The sequence below is a fragment of the Pseudarthrobacter scleromae genome, from assembly GCF_014644515.1.
GTDB lineage: Bacteria > Actinomycetota > Actinomycetes > Actinomycetales > Micrococcaceae > Arthrobacter > Arthrobacter scleromae.
This window is the reverse complement of sequence record NZ_BMKV01000007.1, coordinates 73,969-99,030: the sequence shown is the minus strand read 5'-3', so window position 1 is coordinate 99,030 and position 25,062 is coordinate 73,969. Positions and strand designations below refer to the sequence as shown.

General features: G+C 66.7%; 26 protein-coding genes. 21 read left to right on the top strand and 5 right to left on the bottom strand.

The genetic code is table 11. From position 1 onward, the window contains the following. The first annotated feature begins 14 nt into the window (after positions 1-14). The 9 genes from IEX33_RS17110 (at position 15) to IEX33_RS17070 (ending at position 8,786) form a co-directional block, all read left to right on the top strand. Positions 15-1,346 carry a M50 family metallopeptidase gene (locus IEX33_RS17110; protein ID WP_188732132.1) on the top strand — a complete coding sequence of 444 codons (1,332 nt, stop codon included), beginning with the start codon at positions 15-17 and terminating at the stop codon, positions 1,344-1,346. A 57-nt stretch (positions 1,347-1,403) separates the two neighbouring features. Continuing rightward, entirely contained in the window at positions 1,404-2,084 is a 681-nt protein-coding gene (locus IEX33_RS17105) for a hypothetical protein (protein ID WP_188732130.1), read from the top strand. A gap of 87 nt (positions 2,085-2,171) precedes the next feature. Beyond that, the gene (locus tag IEX33_RS17100; RefSeq protein ID WP_188732129.1) at positions 2,172-2,849 is read left to right on the top strand and encodes a MarR family transcriptional regulator; all 678 of its coding nucleotides are present in this window, start codon (positions 2,172-2,174) and stop codon (positions 2,847-2,849) included. After that, the gene (locus IEX33_RS17095) at positions 2,846-3,361 is read left to right on the top strand and encodes a hypothetical protein (RefSeq protein ID WP_188732127.1); all 516 of its coding nucleotides are present in this window, start codon (positions 2,846-2,848) and stop codon (positions 3,359-3,361) included. Before IEX33_RS17100 ends, IEX33_RS17095 begins: the two co-directional genes overlap by 4 nt. Positions 3,362-3,458: 97 nt before the next feature. Further along, entirely contained in the window at positions 3,459-3,752 is a 294-nt protein-coding gene (locus tag IEX33_RS17090; protein ID WP_104185214.1) for a YciI family protein, read from the top strand. A gap of 32 nt (positions 3,753-3,784) precedes the next feature. Beyond that, complete coding sequence (gene ispG, locus IEX33_RS17085; RefSeq protein ID WP_066274770.1) at positions 3,785-4,951, top strand: flavodoxin-dependent (E)-4-hydroxy-3-methylbut-2-enyl-diphosphate synthase; 1,167 nt, start codon at positions 3,785-3,787, stop codon at positions 4,949-4,951. Further along, a complete protein-coding gene (locus tag IEX33_RS17080) occupies positions 4,914-5,804 on the top strand; it encodes a GNAT family N-acetyltransferase (RefSeq protein ID WP_188732202.1) in 891 nt (296 codons plus the stop codon). The genes ispG and IEX33_RS17080 overlap by 38 nt, the downstream gene beginning before the upstream one ends. A 368-nt stretch (positions 5,805-6,172) precedes the next feature. Next, the gene (locus tag IEX33_RS17075) at positions 6,173-7,984 is read left to right on the top strand and encodes a proline--tRNA ligase (RefSeq protein ID WP_188732125.1); all 1,812 of its coding nucleotides are present in this window, start codon (positions 6,173-6,175) and stop codon (positions 7,982-7,984) included. A gap of 7 nt (positions 7,985-7,991) precedes the next feature. After that, the gene (locus IEX33_RS17070; protein WP_188732122.1) at positions 7,992-8,786 is read left to right on the top strand and encodes a sulfite exporter TauE/SafE family protein; all 795 of its coding nucleotides are present in this window, start codon (positions 7,992-7,994) and stop codon (positions 8,784-8,786) included. A gap of 94 nt (positions 8,787-8,880) precedes the next feature. On the opposite strand, the gene IEX33_RS17065 is transcribed toward IEX33_RS17070, so the two are convergent. The 3 genes from IEX33_RS17065 to IEX33_RS17055 all read right to left on the bottom strand — a co-directional run bounded on the left by IEX33_RS17065 (position 8,881) and on the right by IEX33_RS17055 (position 11,989). After that, entirely contained in the window at positions 8,881-9,921 is a 1,041-nt protein-coding gene (locus IEX33_RS17065) for an aminoglycoside phosphotransferase family protein (protein ID WP_188732121.1), read from the bottom strand. 68 nt (positions 9,922-9,989) lie between these two features. Further along, positions 9,990-10,691 carry a VIT1/CCC1 transporter family protein gene (locus tag IEX33_RS17060; RefSeq protein WP_174178911.1) on the bottom strand — a complete coding sequence of 234 codons (702 nt, stop codon included), beginning with the start codon at positions 10,689-10,691 and terminating at the stop codon, positions 9,990-9,992. Positions 10,692-10,828: 137 nt separating this feature from the next. Then, positions 10,829-11,989, bottom strand: coding sequence for a DUF4439 domain-containing protein (locus tag IEX33_RS17055; protein ID WP_229675438.1), 1,161 nt, complete (start codon positions 11,987-11,989; stop codon positions 10,829-10,831). Positions 11,990-12,095: 106 nt separating this feature from the next. Here IEX33_RS17055 and IEX33_RS17050 point away from each other — a divergent pair, with 106 nt between their 5' ends. The 5 genes from IEX33_RS17050 (at position 12,096) to rbfA (ending at position 18,028) form a co-directional block, all read left to right on the top strand. Then, entirely contained in the window at positions 12,096-12,710 is a 615-nt protein-coding gene (locus tag IEX33_RS17050) for a ribosome maturation factor RimP (protein WP_188732119.1), read from the top strand. Next, a complete protein-coding gene (nusA, locus tag IEX33_RS17045; protein WP_066274794.1) occupies positions 12,710-13,690 on the top strand; it encodes a transcription termination factor NusA in 981 nt (326 codons plus the stop codon). Before IEX33_RS17050 ends, nusA begins: the two co-directional genes overlap by 1 nt. A gap of 164 nt (positions 13,691-13,854) precedes the next feature. Further along, positions 13,855-14,211 (top strand): YlxR family protein, encoded by a 357-nt coding sequence (locus tag IEX33_RS17040; protein WP_188732117.1) that lies wholly within the window; start codon positions 13,855-13,857, stop codon positions 14,209-14,211. A gap of 152 nt (positions 14,212-14,363) precedes the next feature. Beyond that, complete coding sequence (infB, locus tag IEX33_RS17035; protein WP_188732116.1) at positions 14,364-17,279, top strand: translation initiation factor IF-2; 2,916 nt, start codon at positions 14,364-14,366, stop codon at positions 17,277-17,279. A gap of 239 nt (positions 17,280-17,518) precedes the next feature. After that, a complete protein-coding gene (gene rbfA / locus IEX33_RS17030) occupies positions 17,519-18,028 on the top strand; it encodes a 30S ribosome-binding factor RbfA (RefSeq protein WP_188732114.1) in 510 nt (169 codons plus the stop codon). 75 nt (positions 18,029-18,103) lie between these two features. On the opposite strand, the gene IEX33_RS17025 is transcribed toward rbfA, so the two are convergent. Next, the gene (locus IEX33_RS17025; RefSeq protein WP_188732112.1) at positions 18,104-19,225 is read right to left on the bottom strand and encodes a ScyD/ScyE family protein; all 1,122 of its coding nucleotides are present in this window, start codon (positions 19,223-19,225) and stop codon (positions 18,104-18,106) included. A 179-nt stretch (positions 19,226-19,404) separates the two neighbouring features. Here IEX33_RS17025 and IEX33_RS17020 point away from each other — a divergent pair, with 179 nt between their 5' ends. Further along, positions 19,405-19,890 carry a nucleoside deaminase gene (locus IEX33_RS17020; RefSeq protein ID WP_188732111.1) on the top strand — a complete coding sequence of 162 codons (486 nt, stop codon included), beginning with the start codon at positions 19,405-19,407 and terminating at the stop codon, positions 19,888-19,890. 3 nt (positions 19,891-19,893) lie between these two features. Then, positions 19,894-20,331 (top strand): thioredoxin, encoded by a 438-nt coding sequence (trxA, locus tag IEX33_RS17015; RefSeq protein WP_188732110.1) that lies wholly within the window; start codon positions 19,894-19,896, stop codon positions 20,329-20,331. Positions 20,332-20,389: 58 nt separating this feature from the next. On the opposite strand, the gene IEX33_RS17010 is transcribed toward trxA, so the two are convergent. After that, entirely contained in the window at positions 20,390-21,565 is a 1,176-nt protein-coding gene (locus IEX33_RS17010; protein WP_188732109.1) for a pyridoxal phosphate-dependent aminotransferase, read from the bottom strand. A gap of 93 nt (positions 21,566-21,658) precedes the next feature. On the opposite strand from IEX33_RS17010, the gene truB reads away from it, so the two are divergent. The 5 genes from truB to IEX33_RS16985 all read left to right on the top strand — a co-directional run bounded on the left by truB (position 21,659) and on the right by IEX33_RS16985 (position 25,052). Beyond that, positions 21,659-22,597 (top strand): tRNA pseudouridine(55) synthase TruB, encoded by a 939-nt coding sequence (gene truB / locus IEX33_RS17005; protein WP_188732108.1) that lies wholly within the window; start codon positions 21,659-21,661, stop codon positions 22,595-22,597. A gap of 2 nt (positions 22,598-22,599) precedes the next feature. After that, positions 22,600-22,953: a hypothetical protein gene (locus IEX33_RS17000; protein ID WP_066274814.1), complete on the top strand. Its 354-nt coding sequence runs from the start codon at positions 22,600-22,602 to the stop codon at positions 22,951-22,953. 19 nt (positions 22,954-22,972) lie between these two features. Continuing rightward, positions 22,973-23,431 carry a hypothetical protein gene (locus tag IEX33_RS16995; RefSeq protein ID WP_188732107.1) on the top strand — a complete coding sequence of 153 codons (459 nt, stop codon included), beginning with the start codon at positions 22,973-22,975 and terminating at the stop codon, positions 23,429-23,431. A gap of 196 nt (positions 23,432-23,627) precedes the next feature. After that, positions 23,628-24,659: a TerC family protein gene (locus tag IEX33_RS16990; RefSeq protein ID WP_188732106.1), complete on the top strand. Its 1,032-nt coding sequence runs from the start codon at positions 23,628-23,630 to the stop codon at positions 24,657-24,659. A 21-nt stretch (positions 24,660-24,680) separates the two neighbouring features. Then, positions 24,681-25,052 carry a helix-turn-helix transcriptional regulator gene (locus IEX33_RS16985; RefSeq protein ID WP_188732105.1) on the top strand — a complete coding sequence of 124 codons (372 nt, stop codon included), beginning with the start codon at positions 24,681-24,683 and terminating at the stop codon, positions 25,050-25,052. Positions 25,053-25,062: the final 10 nt, after the last annotated feature.

Below are 25,062 nucleotides of genomic sequence, written 5' to 3'. Positions count from 1 at the left end.
GCAGCAGCACGTCAATGACCCCCGTCCTCCTTTTTGTCCTCGGCGTCGTCTTTGTGGCGATCGGCATTGCCGTGTCCATTGCGCTGCACGAAGTGGGGCACCTGGTGCCCGCCAAGCTGTTCAAGGTCCGCGTCACCAAATACATGATCGGCTTCGGCCCCACCCTCTGGTCCAGGCGGAAGGGTGAAACCGAATACGGTGTGAAGGCCATCCCGCTGGGTGGCTTCGTGTCCATGATCGGCATGTACCCGCCCAACAAGGATGACGGCTCCGTCCGCCCCTCCAGCACCGGCATGTTCCAGACCCTGGCCACCGAAGCCCGGTCCATGGCCCACGAGGAAGTGGGGCCAGGTGACGAAAAGCGGGTGTTCTACCGGCTTCCGGTCTGGAAGAAGGTCATCGTGATGCTGGGCGGCCCGGCCATGAACATGGTCCTCGGCGTGCTCCTCACTGCGGTGCTGCTCATGGGCTTTGGCATGGCCACGGCCACCACCACCATTTCCGAGGTGTCCAAATGCCAGGTGGCGGTGGGGGAAACGGTGGATCCGGATTCGGCGGACTGCCAGCCCACGCCCGCTGCCGCGGCCGGCCTCAGGCCCAATGACAGGATCACCTCCTTCGACGGCAAGACCGTGACCGGCTGGGACCAGCTGACGGAATGGATCCGGGCCTCCGCCGGGCGCGAGGTGGGCATCACCGTTGAGCGGGACGGCGCCCAGGTGTCCACCACGGTGACCCCGGTGTTGTCGGCCCGGCCCGTCATCGGGGCGGACGGCCGCCAGGAAACGGACAACGCCGGCACCCTCCGCTACCAGGACGTCGGCTTCCTGGGCATCGGCTCCCAGACCGAACTTGTGGCCCAGCCGGCGTCGTCCGTCCTGCCCATGGCGGGGGAGAACATCCGCCAGGTGGCAGGGGTGGTGTTCAACCTGCCCGCCCGCGTGGTGGGTGTGGCAAAGGCTGCCTTCAGCGAGGAGCCCCGCGACCCCAACGGCCCCATCAGCGTGGTGGGCGTAGGACGCGTCGCCGGGGAAGTGGCCGCCATGGAAGAAATCCCGGTGCAGTCCCGGCTGGCCGCACTGATCGGGCTGCTGGCGGGCCTGAACTTCGCACTCGCGGTCTTCAACCTGATACCGCTGCTGCCCCTCGACGGCGGCCATGTTGCCGGTGCCCTGTACGAGGGGGCCCGGCGCCAGGTGGCCAAGCTGTTTGGCAAACCTGACCCGGGTGCCTTCGACATCGCCAAGCTGCTGCCAGTGACCTACGTGGTGGCCGCCCTGCTGATGGGCATGAGCGCCCTCCTCATCTACGCCGACATCGTGAAGCCGGTGAACCTCTTCGGCTGACACTGTGCCCTCCATCCGGAGGGACGCCGTAGCAGCCTTTTCAGGAAGGGCGATCACATGAATCCGCAGGACACCGGCCGCTGGATCCGTGCGGGACTGTGGGCGCTGCCTGCATCCTGGCTTCTCACGGCCTGGTCTTCCCTGGAGCCCCAGCCGGACCAGGAGATTGACCCCGGCGCCTGGGCACGGTTCGTCAGTTCGTACTCCTACCAGGCCAGCCATCTCGTCGGCAGTACGGGAGGCACCATCCTGGCTGTCTTCGGGCTCTTTGCGCTGGGCTGTTTTCTGGCAGGCGGCCGGTCCGGACGCCTGGCGCTGGCGGCAATGGTCATAGCGGCTGCCGGTACCGCGTTGCTGTTGGTGCCTGCAGTTATTTCCACCTTCGTGACTCCGGCTGTGGGGAGGGCTTACCTGGCGGGGAACCAGGACGTCATGCAGCTCGAGTTCCCTGGATCGATGTCGGCGGCGTTCATGGCCGGGCTGGTGCTTGCCTTTGTTCGGACTGTCCTGCTCGGCGTCGCGGTCTGGCGTTCACGCGTGCTCCCGCGGTGGGCAGGAGCACTGTGGGTGACCGGCGCCGTCGTGTTCTACGCCCTCGGGGTGGTTCTGGGGCAGGCGACAACGGGGAGCAGCCTGCCCACCCAAAGCGCCGGAGCTGCGCTGTTGGCAGTTGCCGCCGGTGGGACTGCCTGGCGTGGTTCAGCCCGGCAGGGGCGGGAGTTATCTCCTGCAGGGTGACTACGTAAAATTAGCATATTTTGACTGATATTAAATAATCAGCCAAATATGTTTGATTGGTGATCCTCACCCGCGTACGGTTAGGGCATGTACGTCCTCACGATCGACCAGCAGGGCAGCACCTCCGATATTGACCGCGTCCCGGAGCTGATCGCCGCCCTGCGGAACCTTACGCCCGTGCCCTTTGAACGTTCGGTAGGGGACGAACTCCAGGGAGTGGTGGAACAGGCCGCCGATGTGGTGGATGTGGCACTGCATGCGCTCCGCGACGGGCACTGGTACGTGGGCATAGGAATCGGGGCCGTGGGGTTGGCGCCAGGTGCCAGCCCGCGCGAGGGCTCCGGAAGCGGCTTTGTGGCGGCCCGCAAAGCCGTGGAACTCGCCAAGGGTGCCGCCGGCCAGGTTCCGTTGTCAGTGGTGTCCGGCACCATGGTCCGCAGTAAGGATCTTCAAGCCCACGCCGGGGAGGACGCCATGGCCAGCGCAAATGCCCAGGCGGTGCTTCGCTTGATTGGACGCCTGGTGCAGCAGCGCACCGAGGCCCAGTGGCGGGTGGTGGACCGGCTGCGGGCCATCCAGGGTGGAGCCAGGCATGGCAGCCAAAAACAGGTGGCCCGGGAGTTGGGAATAACCGAACAGTCGGTGAGCCGTGCCGTGCTGAGGTCCGGGTGGCAGGAAGAATGGGCGGCGAGGCCGGCAGCCGCCATGCTGCTGGACTACGCCCATTCCTTGGCAGCCCGCACTTCAACGGAAGGAAACCGGTGAACGTACTCTGGATCGCGGTTGCGCTGCTCGTTGCCGGATTCGCCGGGTGGCCAGTGACTGCACTGGTGTTCCGGCTGGCCAGGACCATCGACGACAGGGCAGACGCAGCCAAGGCTGCGGAGGACGCCAAAAGGGCCGCCGAAGATCCGTCCGCGGATGTGACCGTTGACCTGCCGCCCGCCGGCGGGTCCCAGGGCGTCGACGGCGAGCTGACCGCAGCTGCCGACGCGCCGCCGTCGGGCCTTGCCGGCTCCGGACCGGCCGCTCCCGCCCAGCGCATTCTTCGGGGCGGTGCCATCATCGGAATCCTCGAGCGGCTGGGAGTGTGCCTCGCCATCCTCACCGGCCAGCCGGTGGCCATCGCCTACATTGTGGCCATCAAGGGCCTGGGCAGGTTCGCGGAGCTCAAGGAAACGCCGGTGGCGGCTGAACGGTTCATTATTGGAACGCTGGCGTCCATGCTGTGGGCGGCGGGAACAGCCGCAGCTATCAAGGTCCTCTTCCTGGCCTGATCGCAGGCGTCCCATACAGCTGCCAAGCCGCCCCTCCGGCCAGGCGCGTCCACCCTCCGGATGGGTGCGAAGGCAGGCGGGGAGATAGGGTAGCGGTATGACAGTTTTTGCCGTTGAGTACGTTTATGCCGCCGATTCCACAGAAGACCGCAACGCCGCCCGGGCAGCGCACCGCGAATGGCTCTCGGGCCTTGCGCAGGACGGTGCCGTCCTTGCCAGTGGACCATACGGTGACGGGGCCGGCGCGCTGCTGATTTTCAAGGCAGCAGACGAGGCCGCCCTTAACTCGATCCTCAAGCAGGATCCCTTCGCCGCTGCCGGAGTCGTAGCCGGGACACGCATCACGGAGTGGTCACCCATCATCGGCGTGCTCGCCGGCCTCACCGCCTAAGCCCCTCCCTTTTTCAATCTCTAGGAGTCCTCGTGACCTCGGTCAGCCTGGGAATGCCCTCAGCACCGCCACCCGTCCTTGCCCCCCGCCGCAAGACCCGGCAGATCAAAGTCGGTTCCGTGGGTGTGGGATCGGACTCGCCCATCAGCGTGCAGTCCATGACCACCACGCCCACCACGGACATCAACGCCACCCTGCAGCAGATTGCCGAACTGACGGCGTCCGGCTGCGACATTGTGCGCGTGGCCTGCCCGTCTGCCGACGACGCCGAGGCATTGCCGATCATCGCCCGGAAGTCGCAGATCCCGGTGATCGCGGACATCCACTTCCAGCCCAAGTACGTCTTCGCGGCGATCGAGGCCGGCTGCGCAGCAGTGCGCGTAAACCCGGGCAACATCCGCAAGTTCGATGACCAGGTCAAAGAGATCGCCGCCGCCGCCCGCGACCATGGGACGTCCATCCGCATTGGCGTCAACGCCGGATCCCTGGAGCCGGGCATCCTCAAGAAGTACGGCAAGGCCACCCCTGAAGCCTTAGTGGAATCTGCTGTCTGGGAAGCGTCCCTCTTCGAGGAACATGGTTTCCACGACTTCAAGATCTCGGTCAAGCACAATGACCCCGTCATCATGGTGGCGGCCTACGAGATGCTGGCGGAAAAAGGCGACTGGCCGCTGCACCTTGGCGTCACCGAGGCCGGGCCGGCGTTCCAGGGCACCATCAAGTCGGCCACGGCTTTCGGGGCGCTCCTGTCCAAGGGCATTGGCGACACCATCCGGGTTTCCCTCTCGGCCCCGCCGGTGGAGGAGATCAAGGTGGGAAACCAGATCCTGCAGTCCCTCAACCTGCGCCCCCGCAAGCTCGAAATCGTCTCCTGCCCTTCCTGCGGCCGCGCCCAGGTGGACGTGTACACGCTGGCCGAGCAGGTCACCGCCGGGCTGGAAGGAATGGAGATTCCGCTGCGGGTAGCCGTCATGGGCTGCGTGGTGAACGGACCCGGTGAGGCCCGCGAAGCCGATCTTGGCGTTGCCTCGGGCAACGGCAAGGGCCAGATCTTTGTGAAGGGCGAGGTCATCAAGACTGTGCCCGAGAGCCAGATTGTTGAGACACTGATCGAAGAGGCCATGCGTATCGCGGAAGAGATGGGGGAGGCCGATGGCGAAGATGCTGTCAAGGGTAGCCCCGTGGTTAGCGTCTCGTAAGGACGTCCCCGACCCGCCGGGGATTTCCATCCGCACCCTTGACGGGGACGACACCGCTGCCTTGGTGCTCCTGGCGCAGCGTGATCCGGTCTCCAACGTGTTCATCCTCGCGCACCTGCGCGCAGCCGGTACCGCCGCTCCCACCAGCGGCGGTGCCGGTGTCCTGGGCGTGTTCGACGACGGCGTCCTGGCAGGTGCGTGCTGGGCCGGGGCCAACCTGGTGCCCGTCCAGCTCGATCCCACCCTGGCCGGAGTGGTGGCCGCCGCTGCCAACAAGTCCGGACGCCGCTACGCATCCGCTTTCGGGCCGGCCACCGCCGTGCTCGCGCTGCACGCCGAACTGGTTGAACTGGGACACCGGGCCCATGAAGTCCGCCCGGACCAGCCGTTGATGACCATTAGCGAGCCGCCGTCCGTGGAGCCGAACCCGGGGCTGGGGCTGGGAAACCTCGCGGACTTCGACCGGATCCTGCCGGCCTGCGCCGCCATGTTCGAAGAAGAAGTGGGGTATTCACCCTTCCTGGGCGGCAGGGAATTCTACAGCCGCCGCGTGGAAGGCCTGATTCGGCAGGGCCACTCCCTGGTTCATCTGAACGAAGCCCGCGAGGTGGTGTTCAAGGCCGAGCTCGGTGCCGTCACCTCCGAGGTCACGCAGATCCAGGGCGTCTGGATGAACCCGTTGTACCGGGGCCAGGGCCTGAGCGCCGGGTACATGGCTTCCGTGGTGGAGCAGGCACGCAAGATTGCGCCCGTCACCAGCCTCTACGTCAACGGCTTCAACACCCGCGCGCGGGCTACCTACGAGCGGGTGGGCTTCAGCCAGGTGGGGACCTTCGCCACGGTGCTCTTCTAGGCGGCTGACGTGCCCGTGCATGCCAGGAATGTGGGCAGCACTTGTCATAGTGCGCTGCATCACATAGGTTCGATCTAGCTGCGCTGGAGTGGCGTGGGCGGTCTCACCAGTCCTCACCAGTACTTGGGCGATAACGGCGTCGAGCCACGCCCGGACGCGATGACCAGCCTCTTGGGGGGCCAGGGGCTTTGCATGTCCGGGCGTGGCTCAACTGCGTTGCGGGCTGTTCTGCGCCGGGTGCACGCCGGGCGGCGCCCGCCAGGGAGCCGGGCCGCCGGAAAGGCCCCCGCTAGCCGGTAGATTAGTACCCAGACGAAATGCCCGGCTTGCTGTAGCTCCAGCACCTCCCCAGAAACGGATACCCGCCCGTGGTTACAAGACTGTCCCAGCTGTTCCTGCGCACCCTGCGTGAAGATCCCGTCGACGCCGAGGTGGCAAGCCACCGGCTCCTGGTCCGCGCAGGCTACATCCGCCGCGCCGCCCCGGGCATCTACACCTGGCTGCCGCTGGGATTGAGCGTCCTGCGCAAGGTGGAAGCCATCATCCGCGAGGAGATGGCCAGCATCGGGGCGCAGGAAGTCCATTTCCCGGCCCTCCTGCCCCGCGAGCCGTACGAGGCCACCAACCGCTGGACCGAATACGGCGAGGGCCTCTTCCGGCTCCAGGACCGCAAGGGCGCCGACTACCTGCTGGCCCCCACCCACGAGGAAATGTTCACGCTGCTGGTCAAGGACCTGTACTCGTCCTACAAGGACCTGCCGCTGAGCCTCTACCAGATCCAGAACAAGTACCGGGACGAGGCGCGTCCCCGCGCGGGCCTCCTGCGCGGACGCGAGTTCATCATGAAGGACTCCTACTCATTCGATGTTGACGACGCCGGCCTGGACGCCAGCTACGCCGCCCACCGCGGCGCCTACCTGCGCATCTTCGAGCGCCTGGGCCTGGAAGTCATTCCCGTCACCGCGACGGCCGGTGCCATGGGCGGTTCAAAGAGCGAGGAATTCCTGCACCCGACGGACATCGGCGAGGACACGTTCGTGCGCTCCGCCGGCGGCTACGCAGCCAACGTTGAGGCCGTCACCACCGTGGTCCCGGCGGACATCGACTTCAGCGCGGCTCCCGCCGCCGAGGTCCGCGACACCCCGGACACCCCCACCATCGACACCCTGGTGGCCGCCTCCAACCAGATCGCGCCCCGCAGCGAGGCCGACGGCGGCGCGTGGACTGCCGCGGACACGCTGAAGAACGTGGTGCTCGCCGTCACCCTGCCCACCGGAGAGCGCCAGTTGGTAGTCATCGGTGTTCCAGGCGACCGCGGCGTGGACCTGAAGCGCGTTGAGGCAAACATCGGCTCGTTCCTGCCCATCGGCGGCGAGATCGGCCTGGAAGCGGCCAACGACGACGACCTGAAGAAGCAGCCGCTTATCGTCAAGGGCTATCTTGGCCCCGGCCTGACCCTGGACGAGCCCCTGCTGGGCGCCGAAAGCTCAACAAAGCTCCTGTACCTGGTGGACCCCCGCGTGGTCCGCGGCACGTCCTGGATCACCGGCGCCAATGCGGCCGGCAAGCATGTCTATGGCCTGGTGGCAGGACGCGACTTCACCTGGGACGGCGTCATCGAGTGCACCGAGGTCCGCGAAGGCGATCCCGCCCCGGACGGTTCCGGTCCGCTGGAGACCGCCCGCGGCATCGAGATGGGGCACATTTTCCAGCTCGGCCGCAAGTACGCAGAAGCACTGGAACTGAAGGTCCTGGACCAGAACGGCAAGCAGGTCACCGTCACCATGGGCTCTTACGGCGTCGGCGTCACCCGGGCCGTTGCGGCACTGGCGGAATCGAACCACGATGCCAGGGGACTCGTCTGGCCGCGGGCTGTTGCCCCCGCCGATGTGCATGTCGTCGCGGTGGGCAAGGGCGAGGAGATCTTCGCAACCGCCGAGCGGCTGGCAGCCGAACTTGAGGCGGCGGGGCTCGATGTCCTCCTCGACGACCGGCCCAAGGTATCGCCCGGGGTCAAGTTCGGGGACGCGGAACTGGTGGGCGTTCCCACCATCCTGGCTGTCGGACGCGGCCTGGTGGACGGTGTTGTGGAGATCAAGGACCGCCGCAGCGGCGACGCCGAGAACGTGGCGGTAGACAAGGCTGTTGACTATGTAGTCAACGCTGTCCGCACCAACTGACGCAACGGTGGAGTTCGGACTCGAATCCCTCGGGCTGACAACTCTCCTCTTGATCGTGCTGGCCGGCTTTGCCGCCGGATGGGTTGACGCAGTGGTGGGCGGGGGCGGCCTGATCCAGCTCCCGGCCCTTCTGCTGGTCCCGGGGATCACCCCCGTCCAGGCGCTGGCCACGAACAAGATGGGATCCATCTTCGGTACCGCCACCAGCGCCGCCACCTACTACCGGCGGGTGGGGCCGGACCTTAAGACGGCCCTGCCCATGGCCGCGATCGCCCTGGCGGGCAGCTTTGGCGGCGCCGTCCTGGCGGCAAACCTGCCCGCCAGCGTCTTCAAGCCCATCATCGTCACCGCGCTGGTCGCCGTCGCGCTTTTCACAGCCCTGAAACCGGACGTCGGCGGCATCACCGCGCTGCGCCACGACGGCCACAAGCACTACGTGGTGGCCTGCCTGATCGGAGCCATCATCGGTTTCTACGACGGCCTGATCGGGCCGGGGACGGGCTCGTTCCTTGTCATCGCCCTGGTCTCGGCCATGGGTTACGCCTTCCTCGAGGCCAGCGCCAAGGCAAAAATCGTCAACATGGCCACCAACGCGGGGGCACTGCTGTTCTTCCTGCCCCATGGGTCCATCCTGTGGGGCGTGGGCCTGCTGCTGGGGGCGGCGAACATGGCCGGCGGTTACCTGGGCGCCAGGACGGCCGTGAAGCAGGGAAGCCGGTTCGTCAGGGTGGTCTTCCTGCTGGTGGTGTCGGCATTGATCATTAAGCTCGGCTACGACGTCTGGCAGGAAAACTTCGCCTGACGGTCAAGGCCGCGCACTGCGCAGTGCGCGGCAGCTGACCGCTGCGTGGTGCCCGCCGCCCCGGCCTGCAGGAGAAGGCCGTGCCCGGTTGCCGTTATACGCCGGGCGCCTGGCCGGGCTCCGGCAGCGCGTGGGCCGGCGGCAGTCCCTCGAGGGTGCGGCCGGCAAGGGTGCTGGCAACCCAAAGTGAGCGTGCCAGGTCACCGCGGTGGCCTGGCTGGCCGGCGTACCCCAGCGCGTTTGCCACTTCCCTGGCCAGGCCCCACTCCCGCGCGGCGTCGGGGTCAAGCCCGGCAGCGGCGCTGAAGTCCACGCAGCGCTGCCGCAGGCCGGATTCAGGCTGGTTCAGCGGCAGCTCCTGCAGCCGGTTCCACAACAGCGGCGCCACGCCGAATTCCGCTTCGCCGATCATGGGCTGCGGATCGATGGCGGCGAAGGCTTCAGACACCGGCCTTCCAGCCGTTGCCTCACCATCCGGCCTGGCCAGGATGTTGAGGAAGTGCAAATCCGTGTGGACCAGCACGTCCCGCCCCGAGCGGCGCCCCACCGCGCCCCGCGTCTGGCACACCTCGAGCGCCGCTTCCAGCAGCCACCGTGGAAAGGGGCGGCCGAGCTGTTCCCACTCAGCGGGCAGGTCATCACTCCACTGTTCGGCACGAGCTGCGATGTGCTCGAATTCCCGCCACTGCGGCCGGTCGTCGGGAACAAGGCTCAACTGCCGGACGAGTCCGCCCCACACGGCCGCGGCGTCAGCCAGGGGGACGGTACCCAGGGAGCGCCCGGCGTCGAGCCTTTCGAGGAGCATGGAACACGTGCCGGCGTCGGCCGCCAGGAGGGTGACGGCGCCGTGCCCGCCCCATAGCGTCAGCGCATGCCGCTCAACGCGCGCTTCCTCGTGCGGGAAGGCGATCTTGAGGGCTGCTGGCCGGCCGTCCGCCCGAAGAACCGGTATCACTACCGCGCCGTGCCCGTTCCACGGCAGTGAGCCAGGGGCGAGGTCCGGCACGAGCCGCCACCGCTCCAGCAGGCCCGCAGTGACGCCGGGCAGGGAAGCGAGCCACTCCCGTCCGGTGGCGGTGCGGGAGTAGCGCCCGGTAAGGTCCGGCGGGATGGGTACTGCCGTTGGCTGGCTCATCAGTCCCAGCCTAGGTGCAACGGGGCCCTGCCGTTTGGCCGGCACGTATCAGCGGCCGGCAGGTTTTCCTACACCACGCCCGTGGCGCCGAGCATGGTGCCAATGCTGAAGGTGGCAGCGAGTGCCAGGGCACCGCCCACCACCACCCGGACTGCTGCCCGGGTCTTCGACCCGCCGCCAATCCAGGCACCCAGCGTGCCTGTCAGCGCGAGTGCCACCAGGACAGCCGCGAAGGTCAGGGGAACCCGGATTCCGGGCGGGGGGAGAAGGATCGCCAGCATCGGCAGTATGGCGCCGATGACAAAAGCCACGGCCGAGGCGAAGGCTGCGTGCCAGGGGCTCACGATGTCCGTCTCGTCGATGTTGAGTTCGGCGGAGAGGTGCGCTGCCAGGGCGTCGTGGGCTGTGAGCTCTTCAGCGACCTTGCCGGCCGTTTCCGGGCTAAGGCCCTTGGCCTGGTAGATGGCGGTGAGTTCGGCGAGTTCCTCCTCCGGTTCCTCGGCCAGCTCCCGGCGTTCCTTCTCGATCAGGGCCCGCTGGCTGTCGCTTTGGCTGCTCACGGAGACGTACTCGCCAAGTGCCATGGACACCGCTCCGCCCACCAGCCCGGCAGCGCCGGCGGCGAGGATGGGACCCGTTTCGGAGGTAGCTCCTGCCACGCCCACCACAATCGCCGCGACGGAGACGATGCCGTCGTTTGCGCCCAGGACACCCGCCCGGAGCCAGTTCAGCCGTTGGGCAATGTCCGTTCCATGCGGTTCGGTCTCCATATGGCGGCGCAGTTCGGGGCTCGCAGCGTCCGTGCCTGCAGGCTGGGACTGGTCGTGTGCATCCATTCCTTCAGCAAACCATTAGAAGCCCCGCCGGGCCACCCTTTCCGGCAGGCCGCCGCCATTGCTTGGCGAGGTCACGTCCCGGCGGACGCGGGTGCGGGGCTGGCTGGAAGCTCCGGGAGCTGGTCCTGGTCCAGCAGGAGGCCGGGAACCGGCCCTACACCGCCGTTCCAGTGGGCAGCGCGCCGCGTGGCGGACTGCAGGGCAGCGATCGCCCAGCTCCGCAGCCCGCCGTCGGCCTGCGCAATGACGTCCCCGTAGGCGGGCAGAGCCGCTACTTCCAGGCGGGCCAGCCCGTCGCGGGGTGCCGCGAGGAAGCCAGGGTCCAGCACGAAGCCCGGCGGCTGCGCCGGCGGGGCACTGCAGGCGGCACGGGAGTGTGCCGCGGCCTGGGCAGCGAGTTCCCGGTGCTGCCCCAGGAAGGCCTCCGCTGCTGGAGCATCGCCCGCGCCAAGCCGGGGGAGCGCCGCCTGGTAGGCGTACAGGCTTTGCTGCTCGGTGGCCACAGCTGCGGACAACGCACTGCCCAGTACAGCCGACCTCCCCGCGGCAGATGGTTCCCGCCCTGCATCACCGGGCTCCGGAAGAGGAGACGGGCAGGAGGACGCCGTCGCATCGGGCGCCAGCGCGCCGGCGGCCGGAGGCGCTGCCGTGCCGGCATGGGGAAGCGTATCCTGGGCGACGCCCGCGGCGGCGGCTAGGTCCTCCGCTGCGAGCAGCTGGGCGGTGCCGGCACCGGCAAGCAACCGCGCCATCCCGCCGTCGGACTTTGCAGCATCGGTAAGGCGCTGAACGCCACTGGCCGAGAGCGCGGAAGCCAGCCCTGCAAGCGTGGGCTCCGCCGTCGTCGCAGCCTCGGCGGCTGGCCCGGACTGTCCGGACGGCAGGGGAGTGGCGGACCCCGGGGCATCCTCCTCCGGGGAAGAATCCGCCGGTGAAAGGAGGGCGCGGGCCTGCAGGGTCAGCAACGTCACAGTTTCGTCCGCTGCGGTTGGGTTTGCGTCGCCGTCCGCCTCGGCGCTGGCTGACAGCCGCCCGGCCGCAGCGCGCAGATCCAGCGAATCCTGCAGGGCGGCCACCCTGGCCTGCTCGGAGAACGGGGGATCCGCGGGCGCCGGCGGATCGGCGGGGATCAGCGAGAATCCCAGGCTGAGCACAATCAGGGCTGTGAACGAAATAACGGCGTACCGGAAATAGCGCAGCTTTGGGCGGTTTTCCGGATCGTCTTCTTTCACAACAGACCATGGTGTCACGCCGGCGGGGAATCTCCGCCCCACCGGACCGGTAAAATAGCTACGCTAGTACACACAACATCATCTATAAGGGAGGCGGCGCGGCATCGTGAGTAACGCAGAAGCCACGGCTTCATCGGACCAAACCGGAACGGGTAAGGCTGAAGCCGCCCCCGCACACAACCCGGAGGCCGACCGGCTCCGCGCACTCCTTGAACCCGCGGTCCAGGCCAACCGCCTTTACCTGGAGGACGTGGCCATCGTGGCTGGTTCCCACCGGGTGGTCCACGTCGTGGTGGACCTTCCGCAGGAAGAAACCGGCGGCGTCAGCCTTGACGCCATTGCCGACATCTCCAGGATTCTCTCAGACGTCCTGGACAACGATCCCGCAGACGACGGCAGGCCCTACGACCTTGAAGTGTCCTCACCCGGCGTCGGACGCCCGCTGACGGAACCGCGGCACTGGCACCGCGCCAAGGGCCGCATGGCCAGGATCAACGTTGTCCAGGGCGAGAATGTCATGGGCCGGATCGCGTCAGTGGACGGTGACGGAGTCACCATCGTCCCGGAGATCGCGGTGAAAAAGGGCATGAAGCCCAAGCAGGGCGACCCCATGAAACTTCCTTTCGACAGGATCCGCAACGGAAAAGTCGAGATCGAATTCAGCCACCTCAATGGGGATGGTCTGGAACCTGGACACAATGGACCTTCTGAGGAGGCCTGATGGATATTGACATGAGCGCACTGAGACTTCTGGAGCGTGAGCGTGAAATCCCGCTGGACCTCCTGATCCCCACCATTGAGCAGGCGCTCCTGGTGGCGTACCACAAGTCGCCCGGCGCCTTCGAAAAGGCCCGTGCCGAGCTGGACCGCAAGAGCGGCCATGTGACCATCTGGGCTGTGGAGATTGACGACGACGGCGCCCCCATCGGCGAGTTCGAGCACACTCCCGAAGGCTTCGGCCGGATCGCCGCCAGCACCGCACGCCAGATCATCCTGCAGCGCCTGCGCGACGTTGAGGACGACAACGTCCTGGGCGAGTTCAAGGGCCGTGAAGGCGAGCTGGTCTCCGGCACCATCCAGCAGGGCAACAACCCGCACATGATCCAGGTCAACCTGGGTTCCGTGGAGGCGCTGCTGCCGCCGCCGGAGCAGGTTCCCGGGGAAAAGTACATCCACGGCAACCGGCTGCGTGCGTTGGTTATCGACGTCCACCGCGGCTCCAAGGGCCCGTCCGTCACCCTGTCCCGGTCCCATCCGGGCCTCGTCCGCAAGCTCTTCGAACTTGAAGTGCCGGAGATTGCGGACCGCTCCGTCGAGATCGTTGCCCTGGCCCGTGAAGCCGGCCACCGCACCAAGATCGCTGTCAAGGCAAACGTTCCCGGTATCAACGCCAAGGGCGCCTGCATTGGCGAAATGGGATCCCGGGTCCGCGCCGTGATGACCGAACTGAACGACGAAAAGATCGACATCGTCGACTTCAGCGAGAATCCGGCCACCTTCATCGCCAGCGCCCTCTCGCCATCGCGCGTGAATTCGGTCACAATCACCGATGAAGCCACTCGCTCGGCGCGCGTGGTGGTCCCGGACTACCAACTGTCCCTGGCCATCGGCAAAGAAGGCCAGAACGCCCGGCTGGCGGCCAAGCTCACCGGCTGGCGGATCGACATCGTGTCCGACGCCGCTGCTGCCCGCGACAACTGAACAGTTCCTGACGCCCTCCCGGCCTCGAATCGCCCGCGCAGTTTCGGGCAGACGGGCAGGGAGGGGCTAGAATAGTAAAGACCGCGCCTAACGGCCGGCAGCCGTGCGCCTTGGGCGTGCCCCATTCCGTTCACGCGGAGGAGGGCCGTCCGCGGCCAGCAGATATGAACGTCAGGAAGATGACCGTGCCAGTAGCAAGCGGGAATCAGCCGGAGCGTACCTGCATCGGATGCCGGAAGAAAGGCAAGCGGAATGAGTTACTCCGGCTCGTCGCCGAAGGCAGCGGATCAAACGCTGTCCTGGTGGATGAACGACGCCGGATGGCTGGCCGGGGTGCATGGCTGCACCCCAGCGAATCGTGCCTGGCTCTGGCGTTGAAGCGGCGAGCATTCGGACGCGCCCTGCGGGGAGCGGCCGGTACCTCCGCCGTAGAACGCCGGATCACATCAGGCCCGAGCGTTGCACGCGTTACGGCAACTGCAACACCAACCGTCCAACCTGAAAGCGGGTCAGAAAACTGATGGAAACCCGATGAGTTCCCAGCGATGAGTGCGCAACGATGACAACTTTGTTGCGCTCTGCAATGGGCCCTTCTGCAGCATTTGCGGCTTGGGCCCGCAGTAAGAAGTAGACGGTTCGTGCCTGGCTCGGTGCGGACCGAGACAGGAGAAATGTGGCCAAGGTCCGCGTACATGAGCTCGCCAAAGAGCTCGGTATTACTTCCAAAGATGCAGTGACAAAACTGCAGGAACTGGGCGAATTCGTTCGCTCTGCCTCTTCAACCATTGAGGCCCCCGTTGTGCGCAAGCTGCGCAACGCCTTCCCCGACGCCGCGCCCAAGGCTGCAGCACCGGCAGCAGCGCCCAAGGCGCCCGCCCCGGCGGCAGAGGCGCGTCCCTCAACACCCGCACCCGGACCGGCAGCACCGAAAGCCCCGGCCCCCAAGGCTGAGGCCCCCGCGGCCGCCGCTCCGGCAGCACCGGCACAGGCAGCTGCTCCGGCAGCGCCCGCTGCCAGCGCCCCCGCAGCTCCGGCTGCACCGGCTCCGGCCGCTCCGTCCACTGGAGCGAAGCCCGGCGCACGCCCGGCACCCAAGGCTGAAACTCCCGCTGCACCTACCCGTTCCGGCGGCTCAGGGCAGGGTGGCTCCGCTCCCCGTCCCGGCGGTCCCCGTCCGGGCAACAACCCCTTCGCCACGTCCCAGGGCATGCCCCGCGGCCGCGGCGGCGACGGCGAGCGTGCTCCCCGTCCCGGGAACAACCCGTTTGCCACCTCGCAGGGCATGCCCCGCCCGGGTGGAAGCCGCACCGACGGCGACCGTCCCGGTGGTCCGCGTCCCGCAGCAGGTGCCGGTGGTCCCCGTCCCGGAGGTCCGCGCCCCGCAGCAGGCGCGGGCGGTCCCCGTCCCGCAGCAGGTGCCGGTGGTCCCCGTCCGGGCGCACCGCGCCCCGGTGGTGCCGGTGGAAACCGTCCTACCCCGGGCATGATGCCCAACCGCACTGAGCGTCCCGCACCCGCAGGTGCAGGGCGTCCCGGTGCCGGTGGCCGTGGTCCCGGACGCCCCGGTGGCGCTCCCGGAACCGGCGGTCCCGGTGGCGGCGGCGGTGCTCCCGCCGGCGGTGGCTTCGGCAAGGGCGGCCGCGGTCGCGGCGGTACCCAGGGTGCCTTCGGCAAGGGCGGCGCCGGACGTGGCAAGCAGCGCAAGTCGAAGCGTGCAAAGCGCCAGGAACTTGAGCAGATGAGTGCCCCGTCGCTGGGTGGCGTGAGCGTACCCCGCGGCGACGGCAACACTGTCATCCGGCTGCGCCGCGGCTCGTCCATCACGGACTTCGCCGACAAGATCGAGGCAAACCCCGCCGCGCTGGTGACCGTCCTCTTCCACCTCGGTGAAATGGCCACGGCCACGCAGTCGCTGGATGAAGAGACCTTTGCCCTGCTGGGCGAGGAGCTTGGCTACAAGCTCCAGGTTGTGTCCCCGGAAGACGAGGAGCGCGAGCTGCTCTCCGGGTTCGACATCGACTTCGATGCCGAACTCGAAGCCGAAGGCGACGAAGAACTTGAGGCCCGTCCTCCGGTTGTCACCGTCATGGGCCACGTGGACCACGGTAAGACCCGCCTGCTCGATGCCATCCGCAAGTCCGACGTCATGGCCGGCGAACACGGCGGCATCACGCAGCACATCGGTGCCTACCAGGTCACCCACAACCACGAGGGCAACGACCGCAAGATCACCTTCATCGATACCCCGGGCCACGAGGCGTTCACCGCCATGCGTGCCCGTGGTGCGAAGGTCACCGACATCGCCATCCTGGTGGTCGCAGCGGACGACGGCGTTATGCCGCAGACCGTTGAAGCACTCAACCACGCGCAGGCGGCCAACGTGCCGATCGTCGTGGCTGTGAACAAGATCGACAAGGAAGGCGCCAACCCGGAGAAGGTCCGCGGCCAGCTGACCGAGTACGGACTGGTTCCCGAAGAGTACGGTGGCGACACCATGTTCGTTGAGGTCTCTGCCCGCCAGAACCTCAACATCGACGAGCTGCTCGAGGCCGTCCTGCTCACCGCGGACGCTGCCCTGGACATGCGCGCCAACCCGAACAAGGACGCCCGCGGTATCGCGATCGAAGCCAACCTGGACAAGGGCCGCGGAGCGGTTGCCACCGTCCTGGTGCAGTCCGGTACCTTGCGCGTCGGCGACACCATCGTTGCAGGCACGGCCCACGGCCGCGTCCGCGCAATGTTCGACGACGACGGCAGCGCCCTGACCGAGGCCGGCCCGTCCCGCCCCGTGCAGGTGCTGGGTCTGTCCAACGTCCCGCGTGCAGGCGACACCTTCTTCGTGACCGCTGACGAGCGCACCGCCCGCCAGATCGCCGAGAAGCGTGAAGCAGCCGACCGCAACGCCGCCCTGGCCAAGCGCCGCAAGCGCATCAGCCTGGAAGACTTCGACCAGGCAGTGGCCGACGGCAAGATCGACACCCTCAACCTCATCCTCAAGGGTGACGTGTCCGGTGCCGTGGAAGCCCTCGAAGACGCCCTGCTCAAGATCGACGTCGGCGAAGGCGTGCAGCTGCGCGTCATCCACCGCGGTGTTGGTGCCATCACGCAGAACGACGTCAACCTGGCAACAGTGGACAGCGCCGTCATCATCGGCTTCAACGTCAAGCCTGCCGAGCGCGTTGCCGAACTGGCAGACCGCGAAGGCGTGGACATGCGCTTCTACTCCGTCATCTACTCCGCAATCGATGACATCGAGGCGGCGCTCAAGGGCATGCTCAAGCCGGAATACGAAGAATTCCAGCTGGGCACCGCCGAGGTCCGCGAAGTCTTCCGCTCCTCCAAGTTCGGAAACATCGCAGGCTCGATCGTCCGCTCGGGCATCATCCGCCGTAACACCAAGGCACGCATCAGCCGCGACGGCAAGATCATCGGTGACAACCTCACCGTTGAGACGCTCAAGCGCTTCAAGGACGACGCCACCGAGGTCCGCACGGACTTCGAGTGTGGTATCGGCCTTGGCTCGTACAACGACATCAACGAAGGTGACATCATCGAGACCTTCGAGATGCGTGAGAAGCCGCGCGTTTAGGCTGTTCCAGCCTTAAAGGGTGCGGGGTCGTTGGGATTTTTCCGGCGGCCCCGCCCCTTCGCTGGGTGGCCAACGTCTTACGACGTCGGCCACCCAGCTTCGGCAGCGGAGCTGGCCTTCCCAACCCTCGCAAGCTCGGCTCGGGGCCCTCGGCCATCTCCTTAGATGCCACTCCCGGTCACCAAATCGATTGGCGCTGATGTGCGCCGCCCAAATTTATCTTCTTTTAGGAGTTGTTCATGGCTGATCCGGCACGTGCTGCCAAGTTGGCGCAGCGGATTAAGGTTGTTGTTGCTGAGGCCCTGGGCCGGAAGGTTAAGGATCCCCGGTTGGAGGGCATTACTGTTACCGATGCCCGGGTGACCAATGATCTGCAGCATGCCACTGTCTATTACACCGTTTTTGGCGACCAGGCCGTGCAGGCCGATGCTGCCAAGGGGCTGGAGAAGGCCAAGGGTGTGCTTCGGCAGGAGGTGGGCCGGAACATCACCGTCCGGCTGACTCCCAGCCTCGAATTCGTGGCCGACCAGATTCCCGTGGTTGCCTCCAACCTCGAGGAACTGCTGCGGGAGGCCAAGAAGCGTGACGCCGAGGTGGCTGCCCTCGCCGCCAAGGCACAGCACGCCGGCGACGCCGATCCCTACAAGAGCGACGTTGCAGCAGAGGTGGACATCGACGAGGACGACTTCGACGAAGAGGACCTTGACCTCAGCGACGATGGGGAACTCGACGAAGACGGCCACAAGTAGCCGTCAGCACAACAAAAGGCCCGGACCGCCGATGCGGTCCGGGCCTTCTGTTGTGCCGCTAACTGTCCTATCCCGTTACAGGCCTATTTTGATGACACTTCCCTGAGTGGGATCAGCGAAACTGAAACCGGCCGTGGCATAGAGCGAGTTTCCGCGGATTTCCACTGCAGCCGGGCCGTCGATCGCGAGGAACTGTGACCTGTGGCGGCTGGAGGCATCAAACTCAATGATCTCGTTGCCGAACAGGGACGCCACGTAGACGTCGCCGTCGTCGGCAATGGCCAGGCCGGTGGGGCTCAGGATGCCCTCCGCCCACACCTTGGTGCTGCCGGTGGAAGGGTTCACGCGGAAGATGGCACCCCGGGCTCCCAGGGAAGGATCCTCAGGCCCACCCGGAAGTGACGTGACGTACAGCCGGCCGTCCGGGCCGAACTCCAGGTCCGTCGGCACAGGCTCAAAGGCGTATTCGTGCCCCACCACGCACGCAGGAACTTCTACAGTGGTCCCAGCCATATCCACGGGGATCCTGGTCCCCGCGGGGATCACTGCAGGCCGGGGCGGCAGGACTGCCAGCGTGTCAACGTCCCCTGATTCCAGGTCCACTTCCAGGATTGCGTTTGCTCCCGCATCCGCGATGTACGCCTTATCACCCCGTATTGCCACGGCGTAGGGATTCGAGTCCAGGCCGCCCTGGTACCGGGCCGGCGGGAAGGCGGGCCACTCGGCCAGGCATGAATCCGGTACCTCGGGTCCAAAACCGTAGTGCTGGGCGCCATCAGGGTTCTTGTCCCGTTCATGGCTGGCGAGATCGGCAAGCGTATGCACCTCTCCCTCTGGGTCGAGGGACTTCAAGTAACCTTTGAGAGCGGCCGGATCACCTTCCCCGGCGCCTGCGTTCTCCACGAAGTACCTCGTGCCATGCCGGGTTTCAACGCCTCCGACGCTCCAACCCTGTTCCCCCTGGTAGAGGGCTGTAGTGGAGCCGTCGTCGTTGACGCGACTGAGCAGACCGGAGAAATTCTGGGACACCAGGACGGATTTATCGTAGGTTACGGTAAGGCTCAAAGGCGCGGTCAGGCCCTCAGCCAACGTCCGGGGCGTTGTGTGCTCGAGGGTGGAAACCGCGGCTGCGGCCCCGGCAGGAACAACTGTCGCCGCAGCAGCGAACAACGCGACGATCGAAAATTTCATCTTCATTGGGTACTCCGGTTTGGGGCCTTAACGTGGCGGATAAGGAGCCTCCCGGCAGGAGGCTAGAAATTCGGAACCCCCCGGCGCCAGATTATTCCTGCACAGTACGAATGTCGCGGGGATTTCCCCCTATCAGCCCCCTAATTCCACCCCCTAACGGCAGCCTGAGTGATTAGGATCTAGCTATGACTGAGCCGAATGACTCCGACCACACCGCGAAGTACCTCGAGCAGGCTGTGGAGCTGGCCACCCGGAACGTCGGCGCAGGAGGAGGACCGTTCGGCGCGCTGGTGGTGACTGCCGACGGGCGGGTGCATGAAGGCGTCAACCGCGTAACCCTGGATAACGATCCCACCGCCCACGCCGAAGTGGTGGCCATCCGGGCCGCAGCAACGGCGATAGCCAACTATGACCTGCAGGGAGCCGTCCTCTACGCGAGCTGCGAGCCCTGCCCGCTGTGCCTGGCGTCCGCACTGTGGGCAAGGATCGACCGCGTCTACTTCGCCGCCGACCGACACGGCGCCGCCGCCGCAGGTTTCGACGACGCAGTTTTCTACGAGTACTTCGACGGGACCCGGCCGGAACTGTTGCCCGTCACCCGAAGCGACATCCCGTCGTCGCACGCGCCGTTCCAGGCGTGGGAGGACTTCGCCGGCAGGAAGGAATACTAAGGAATGGAACCTGCACTCACCACGTGTCCAGCCTGCGGAAAGACCAACAGGGTCCCGGCCCAGGCGGCCGGCCGGCCGCGCTGCGGCAACTGCAAAGCGGACCTGCCCTGGATCGTGGCCGCAGGGGATGGTGACTTCGCGGCCGTCGCCGAGCAGTCACCCGTTCCCGTGATGGTGGACTTCTGGGCTGCCTGGTGCGGCCCGTGCCGGATGGTGAGCCCGGTGCTGGACAAGCTGGCCAGGGAACGGCCCGGCCGGATCAAGCTCGTCAAAGTGGACGTGGACAAGTCCCCGGGCCTGTCGCGCAGATTCGATGTACAGGCAATTCCCACGCTGATGGTGATGGTTGATGGCAAGGTGGCCGCCCGCCAGGCTGGGGCGGCCCCCGCGGAGGTACTCCGTTCGTGGTTGGACGGGGCACTGGCGGGAAAGGGAAACTAGCCCCTCCCCGGCGGCACTAACCCTGCCGGGACCGGCCCGGCAGCCGGCAGACACTGGCCTAATCAGCCCTGTCCGGCAGACTACCCAGGCCCTCCACCAGGTCTTCCTGCCGTCCGCACAGGGCCACCCGGACCCACCCTTCACCGATGGAACCGAAGGCAGTCCCTGGGGCCAGGGCAACACCCGAGTCTGCGAGGAACCGCCGCACCCAGCTGCGGACGTCCCCGCCGGTGGCGTGGGAGACATCCGCCCACAGATAGAACGCCCCCTGCGCCTTGAGGTAGGGAATTCCCTTCGCGTCAAGCACGGCGGACGCCGCATCGCGGTTCGCCCGGTAGTGCCCGTGTGCGTGCTGCACATAGTCCTGCGGCCCGGTCAGGGCAGCGAGTGCAGCGTACTGGGACGGTGAAGCAACGCAGGAGACAATCGCCTCCATCACATTGTCCATCTTCTGCTTGATGCCCGGCGGGCAGATCAGCGCGCCGATGCGCAGCCCGGTGAGCCCGTAGGTCTTGGACAGGGTCAGGGAGGTGAAGACGCGCGCGTCACCCGGCGCATCGCCGTCGAACCTTGCGGGGCTGACGTGCGGCACATCGTAGGTGAAGGCCTCATAGCATTCGTCGGAGATGACCCAGAGATCGTGACGGCGGGCCAGATCCATCAGTTCCCGGGTCAGGTCCTCGCCCAGCACGGCGCCGAGCGGGTTGGAGGGGGAGTTCAGGACCAGTACCCGCGTGCGGTCCGTGACGAGCGCCTCGATGTCCGCGGGCCTGGGCTGGAAACCGTGGTCCGGGTAGAGCGGGTAGCCCACGGGGACAGCGTTCAGCAACCGGGCGGTCATCGCAAAGGTGGGGTAGCCGGGGTTGGGGACCAGGATTTCGTCGCCGGGGGAGAGCAGCAGGCTCATGGCAAAGTGCAGGCCCTGCTGGGCGCCGTCCACCACGTACACCCGGTCGGCGCCGATGCTGTCGATGCCGCCGGGGCTGATGCCGGCGCGTTCACGGAACCGCGCCGCGAACGCTTCCCGCAGTGCCGGGATGCCGGCGTTCGGAGTGTAATTCGTCTCATCCCGGTCCAGGCACGCCATGGCTGCTTCCAGCACATGCCGGGGGACCGGAAAGCCCGGCTCGCCGATGCTGAGCACCAGGGCGCCGGGGGTGCGCCACGCGGCCTCGGTGATTTCGCGGATCTGGTTGACGGGCACGTCGCGGACATGGGCGGCAAGCTCAGGCATGCCTGCCATCCTAGCTGGCGCTGGAAGCGCCTCCGGAGTGCCGGTGCCCGGGCGTGGGCAGGGGCCGGGACCAGCGCCGATATACTGGGAGGCGTGCTTTCTGGACTGGTGATAGTGGACAAGCCGCAGGGATGGACCAGCCATGATGTGGTTGGCCGGATGCGGCGCCTCGCAGGTACCCGGAAAGTAGGGCACGCCGGAACGCTTGACCCTATGGCCACCGGCGTCCTGGTGGTGGGTATCAACAAGGCAACCCGGCTGCTCACCTACATCGTGGGCACTTCCAAGACCTACACCGCCACCATCCGCCTGGGCCAGTCCACCGTGACGGACGACGCCGAAGGCGACGTCATTGCCGCGGCCGGCACGTCCGGGGTCAGTGAGCAGGGAATTCACGACGGCGTTGCGGCCTTGACGGGCGACATCCAGCAGGTGCCCAGCAGCGTCAGCGCCATCAAAGTCAACGGGGAACGCGCCTACGCGCGCGTGCGGTCCGGTGAAGACGTGAAACTGGCCGCCCGCCCTGTCACCATCCACAGGTTCGAGGTGCACGCCATCCGGCGGGACCCCGAGGCGGACGTCGTGGACCTGGACGTCACCGTGGAATGCTCCTCCGGCACGTACATCCGCGCCCTCGCCCGGGACCTGGGCAATGCACTGGGGGTAGGCGGACACCTCACCGCGCTCCGCAGGACCCACGTAGGCCCCTACTCACTGGACCAGGCGCGCACCCTGGACCAGCTGGCCGAGGAGCTCAACGTCCTGGACATGTCTCAGGCTGCCCGGGCCCTGATGCCTAACCGCGAGCTCAGCGCAGAAGAAACCACCGAGATCTCCTTTGGCCGGCGCATCGCCGCCGGCGCCGTTCCCGGAAGCCCCGACGCTGCCACCGCCGACCACCCCGCAGCCGCTTTCGCGCCGGACGGAAGCCTGGTGGCACTCCTGGCCGATGCGGGCAGCTTCGCCAAACCCGTCCTGGTGTTCGCTCCCGGCAACGGCGCCCCGCCGGTCCGCAACCCCGTGGAGGGCTGACGGTGGACGCGTATTTCTACATCATCCTGGTGGTCGGGCTCCTGTCCACCGCGGTGTGCCTTGCGGCGGGCATCCTCAAGAAGGCGCCGAACGACGTCACGATCCTGTCCGTGGCCGCGGTGGAGGTCGCCCTCCTCGTCTACCTGGTGGGATCCGTCATCCGGGTGGTTGCCGGCGAGCCCATCGCCGGCGAGGCATGGGAGTTCTGGGGCTACCTGGTCACCGCCATGCTCCTGCCCCCGGCCGCCGTCTACTGGTCCATCCTGGAACGGACCAGGTGGAGCAACTTTGTCCTGGCCGCCGTCGGCGTAACCGCGCTGGTCATGGCGGCCCGCATGAACCAGATCTGGTACTGAAGTGGAAGAAGCACGCAACGTGAAAGACCAGCACACCACAACCGCCGGGCAGGACCACGCCGGCAGCAGCGCCTCCAACAGCCGGAACACCGGCCCAGGGCGGCTGCTCATCGCCGTCTACGCCGTCTTCGCGATTTCCGCCTCCGCGCGGGCGGGCTACCAGATCCTCACCAAGTTCTCCGAGGCGCCGCTCGCGTACCTGCTCTCCGCCTTCGCCGCCGTCGTGTACGTGGTGGCCACCGTCTCACTGGCCAAGGCCGGAAGCACCTGGTTCAAGGTGTCGGTTGCCGCAGTGCTGGTGGAACTTGTCGGGGTGCTGGTGGTGGGTGCCCTGAGCCTCTTCGACCCCGTCCAGTTCCCGCATGAAACCGTCTGGTCGCTGTTTGGCCGCGGCTATGCGTTTATCCCGCTGCTGCTGCCCATTTTGGGGCTGGTGTGGCTGTACCGCCGGCGCCCGGGGGCACGGACCTCCGCCTGAGGAACTTTCCTCCCGGACTGGCGCGCCCTTGCCGAAACACATGAAATATGCTTCACTATTTCATGTGGAGGGGAGTATCCCCCGAATGCCTCGTCGTCAGTCCGACCGCCCCTGAGCGGCCCGGCGGGGCAGGCTCCCGCAGGGAGCCGGGAAAGACCTCCAGTTGGTACATCTGACTGGAAGCAGGTTCCCCCTGATGAACGTTCCCCTCTGGGCCTGGCTGGCCGTACTTCTTTTCATTGTCCTGATGCTTGCCCTTGACCTCTTCGCGCACCGCAAAGCCCATGTGATCGGGGTGCGGGAGGCAGCATTGTGGTCCGCGGTCTGGGTGGCCTTCGGTGTCGGCTTCGGCGTGCTGGTCTGGCAGGTTTACGGCGCGGAGTTCGGCCAGCAATATTTTGCCGGCTACCTGATCGAGAAGTCCCTCGCCGTGGACAACGTCTTCATCTGGGCCATCATCTTCACCTACTTCGCGGTGCCCCGGGAGTACCAGCACCGGGTCCTTTTCTTCGGTGTCCTGGGCGCCCTGGTGTTCCGGGGCATCTTCATCGCCGCAGGCGCCGCCATCATCGCCAGCGCAGGGTGGGTGCTCTACATTTTCGCGGCGTTCCTTCTTGTTACCGGCTACCGGATGATCCGGCACCGGGACGACCACCTGGACCCGGAAAAGTCCCGGGCGTTGAAGCTGTTCCGCCGGCACGTACCCATGACCAATGATTTCCACGAGCAGCGGTTCCTCATCCGGCGGCACGGCGTCCTCCTGGCCACCCCGCTGCTGGCGGTCCTGGTCCTCGTTGAGGTCACGGACATCATCTTCGCCGTTGACTCCATCCCCGCGATCTTCGCCGTCACCGATGACGTGTTCCTGGTGTTCACCGCAAACGCGTTCGCCATCCTGGGCCTTCGGGCCATGTACTTCCTCCTGGCGGACCTTATCCACCGGTTCATCTACCTCAAGACCGGCCTGGCGCTCGTCCTGATCTGGGTGGGCATTAAGATGTTCCTGAAGATCGACATCTACTACATCCCCACGCCCGTTTCCCTGGCCGTCATTGCCGCGATCCTCCTCGTATCGGTGGCAGCCAGCCTGTGGGCAACGCGCGGCCAGGGCCGCCGGCCGCTTCCCGCGCCGGAGCGTGCTCCGTTCGGGACAGCATCACCCGAGGAGATGGCAGCCCTTGAACCGCTGTGGCGCCGCCGGGAACCAAGCAGGACCAACTATCCATAACCCCGAAACAACGGAGCATCCATGACGGCTGAAAGTTCCATCGGCAGCGGCCAGGAAGCTCCACGTCCAGGCGGGCCCGCCCGGCCCGCCTGGACCTTCCTCACCAACCACGGGCACGTCCTGCTGTCCGTGGCAGCGGATCCGGACATCCTGGTGGCAGACATCGCCGAGCGGGTGGGCATCACCACCCGGGCCGCCCTCCAGATCCTCAAGGACCTTGAAAGTGCGGGATACCTCCAGCGGGCAAGGGTGGGGCGCAGGACCCACTACACCATCCGGCCGCACCAGCATTTCCGGCATCCTGCAACTGCCGCGCAGGAAGTGGACGGGCTCATCCGCCTGTTCGCCGCACCGGCTCCGGACGAGCGGCCGGCAGCGGCAGCGGAAAAGTAACCGCCCGGCC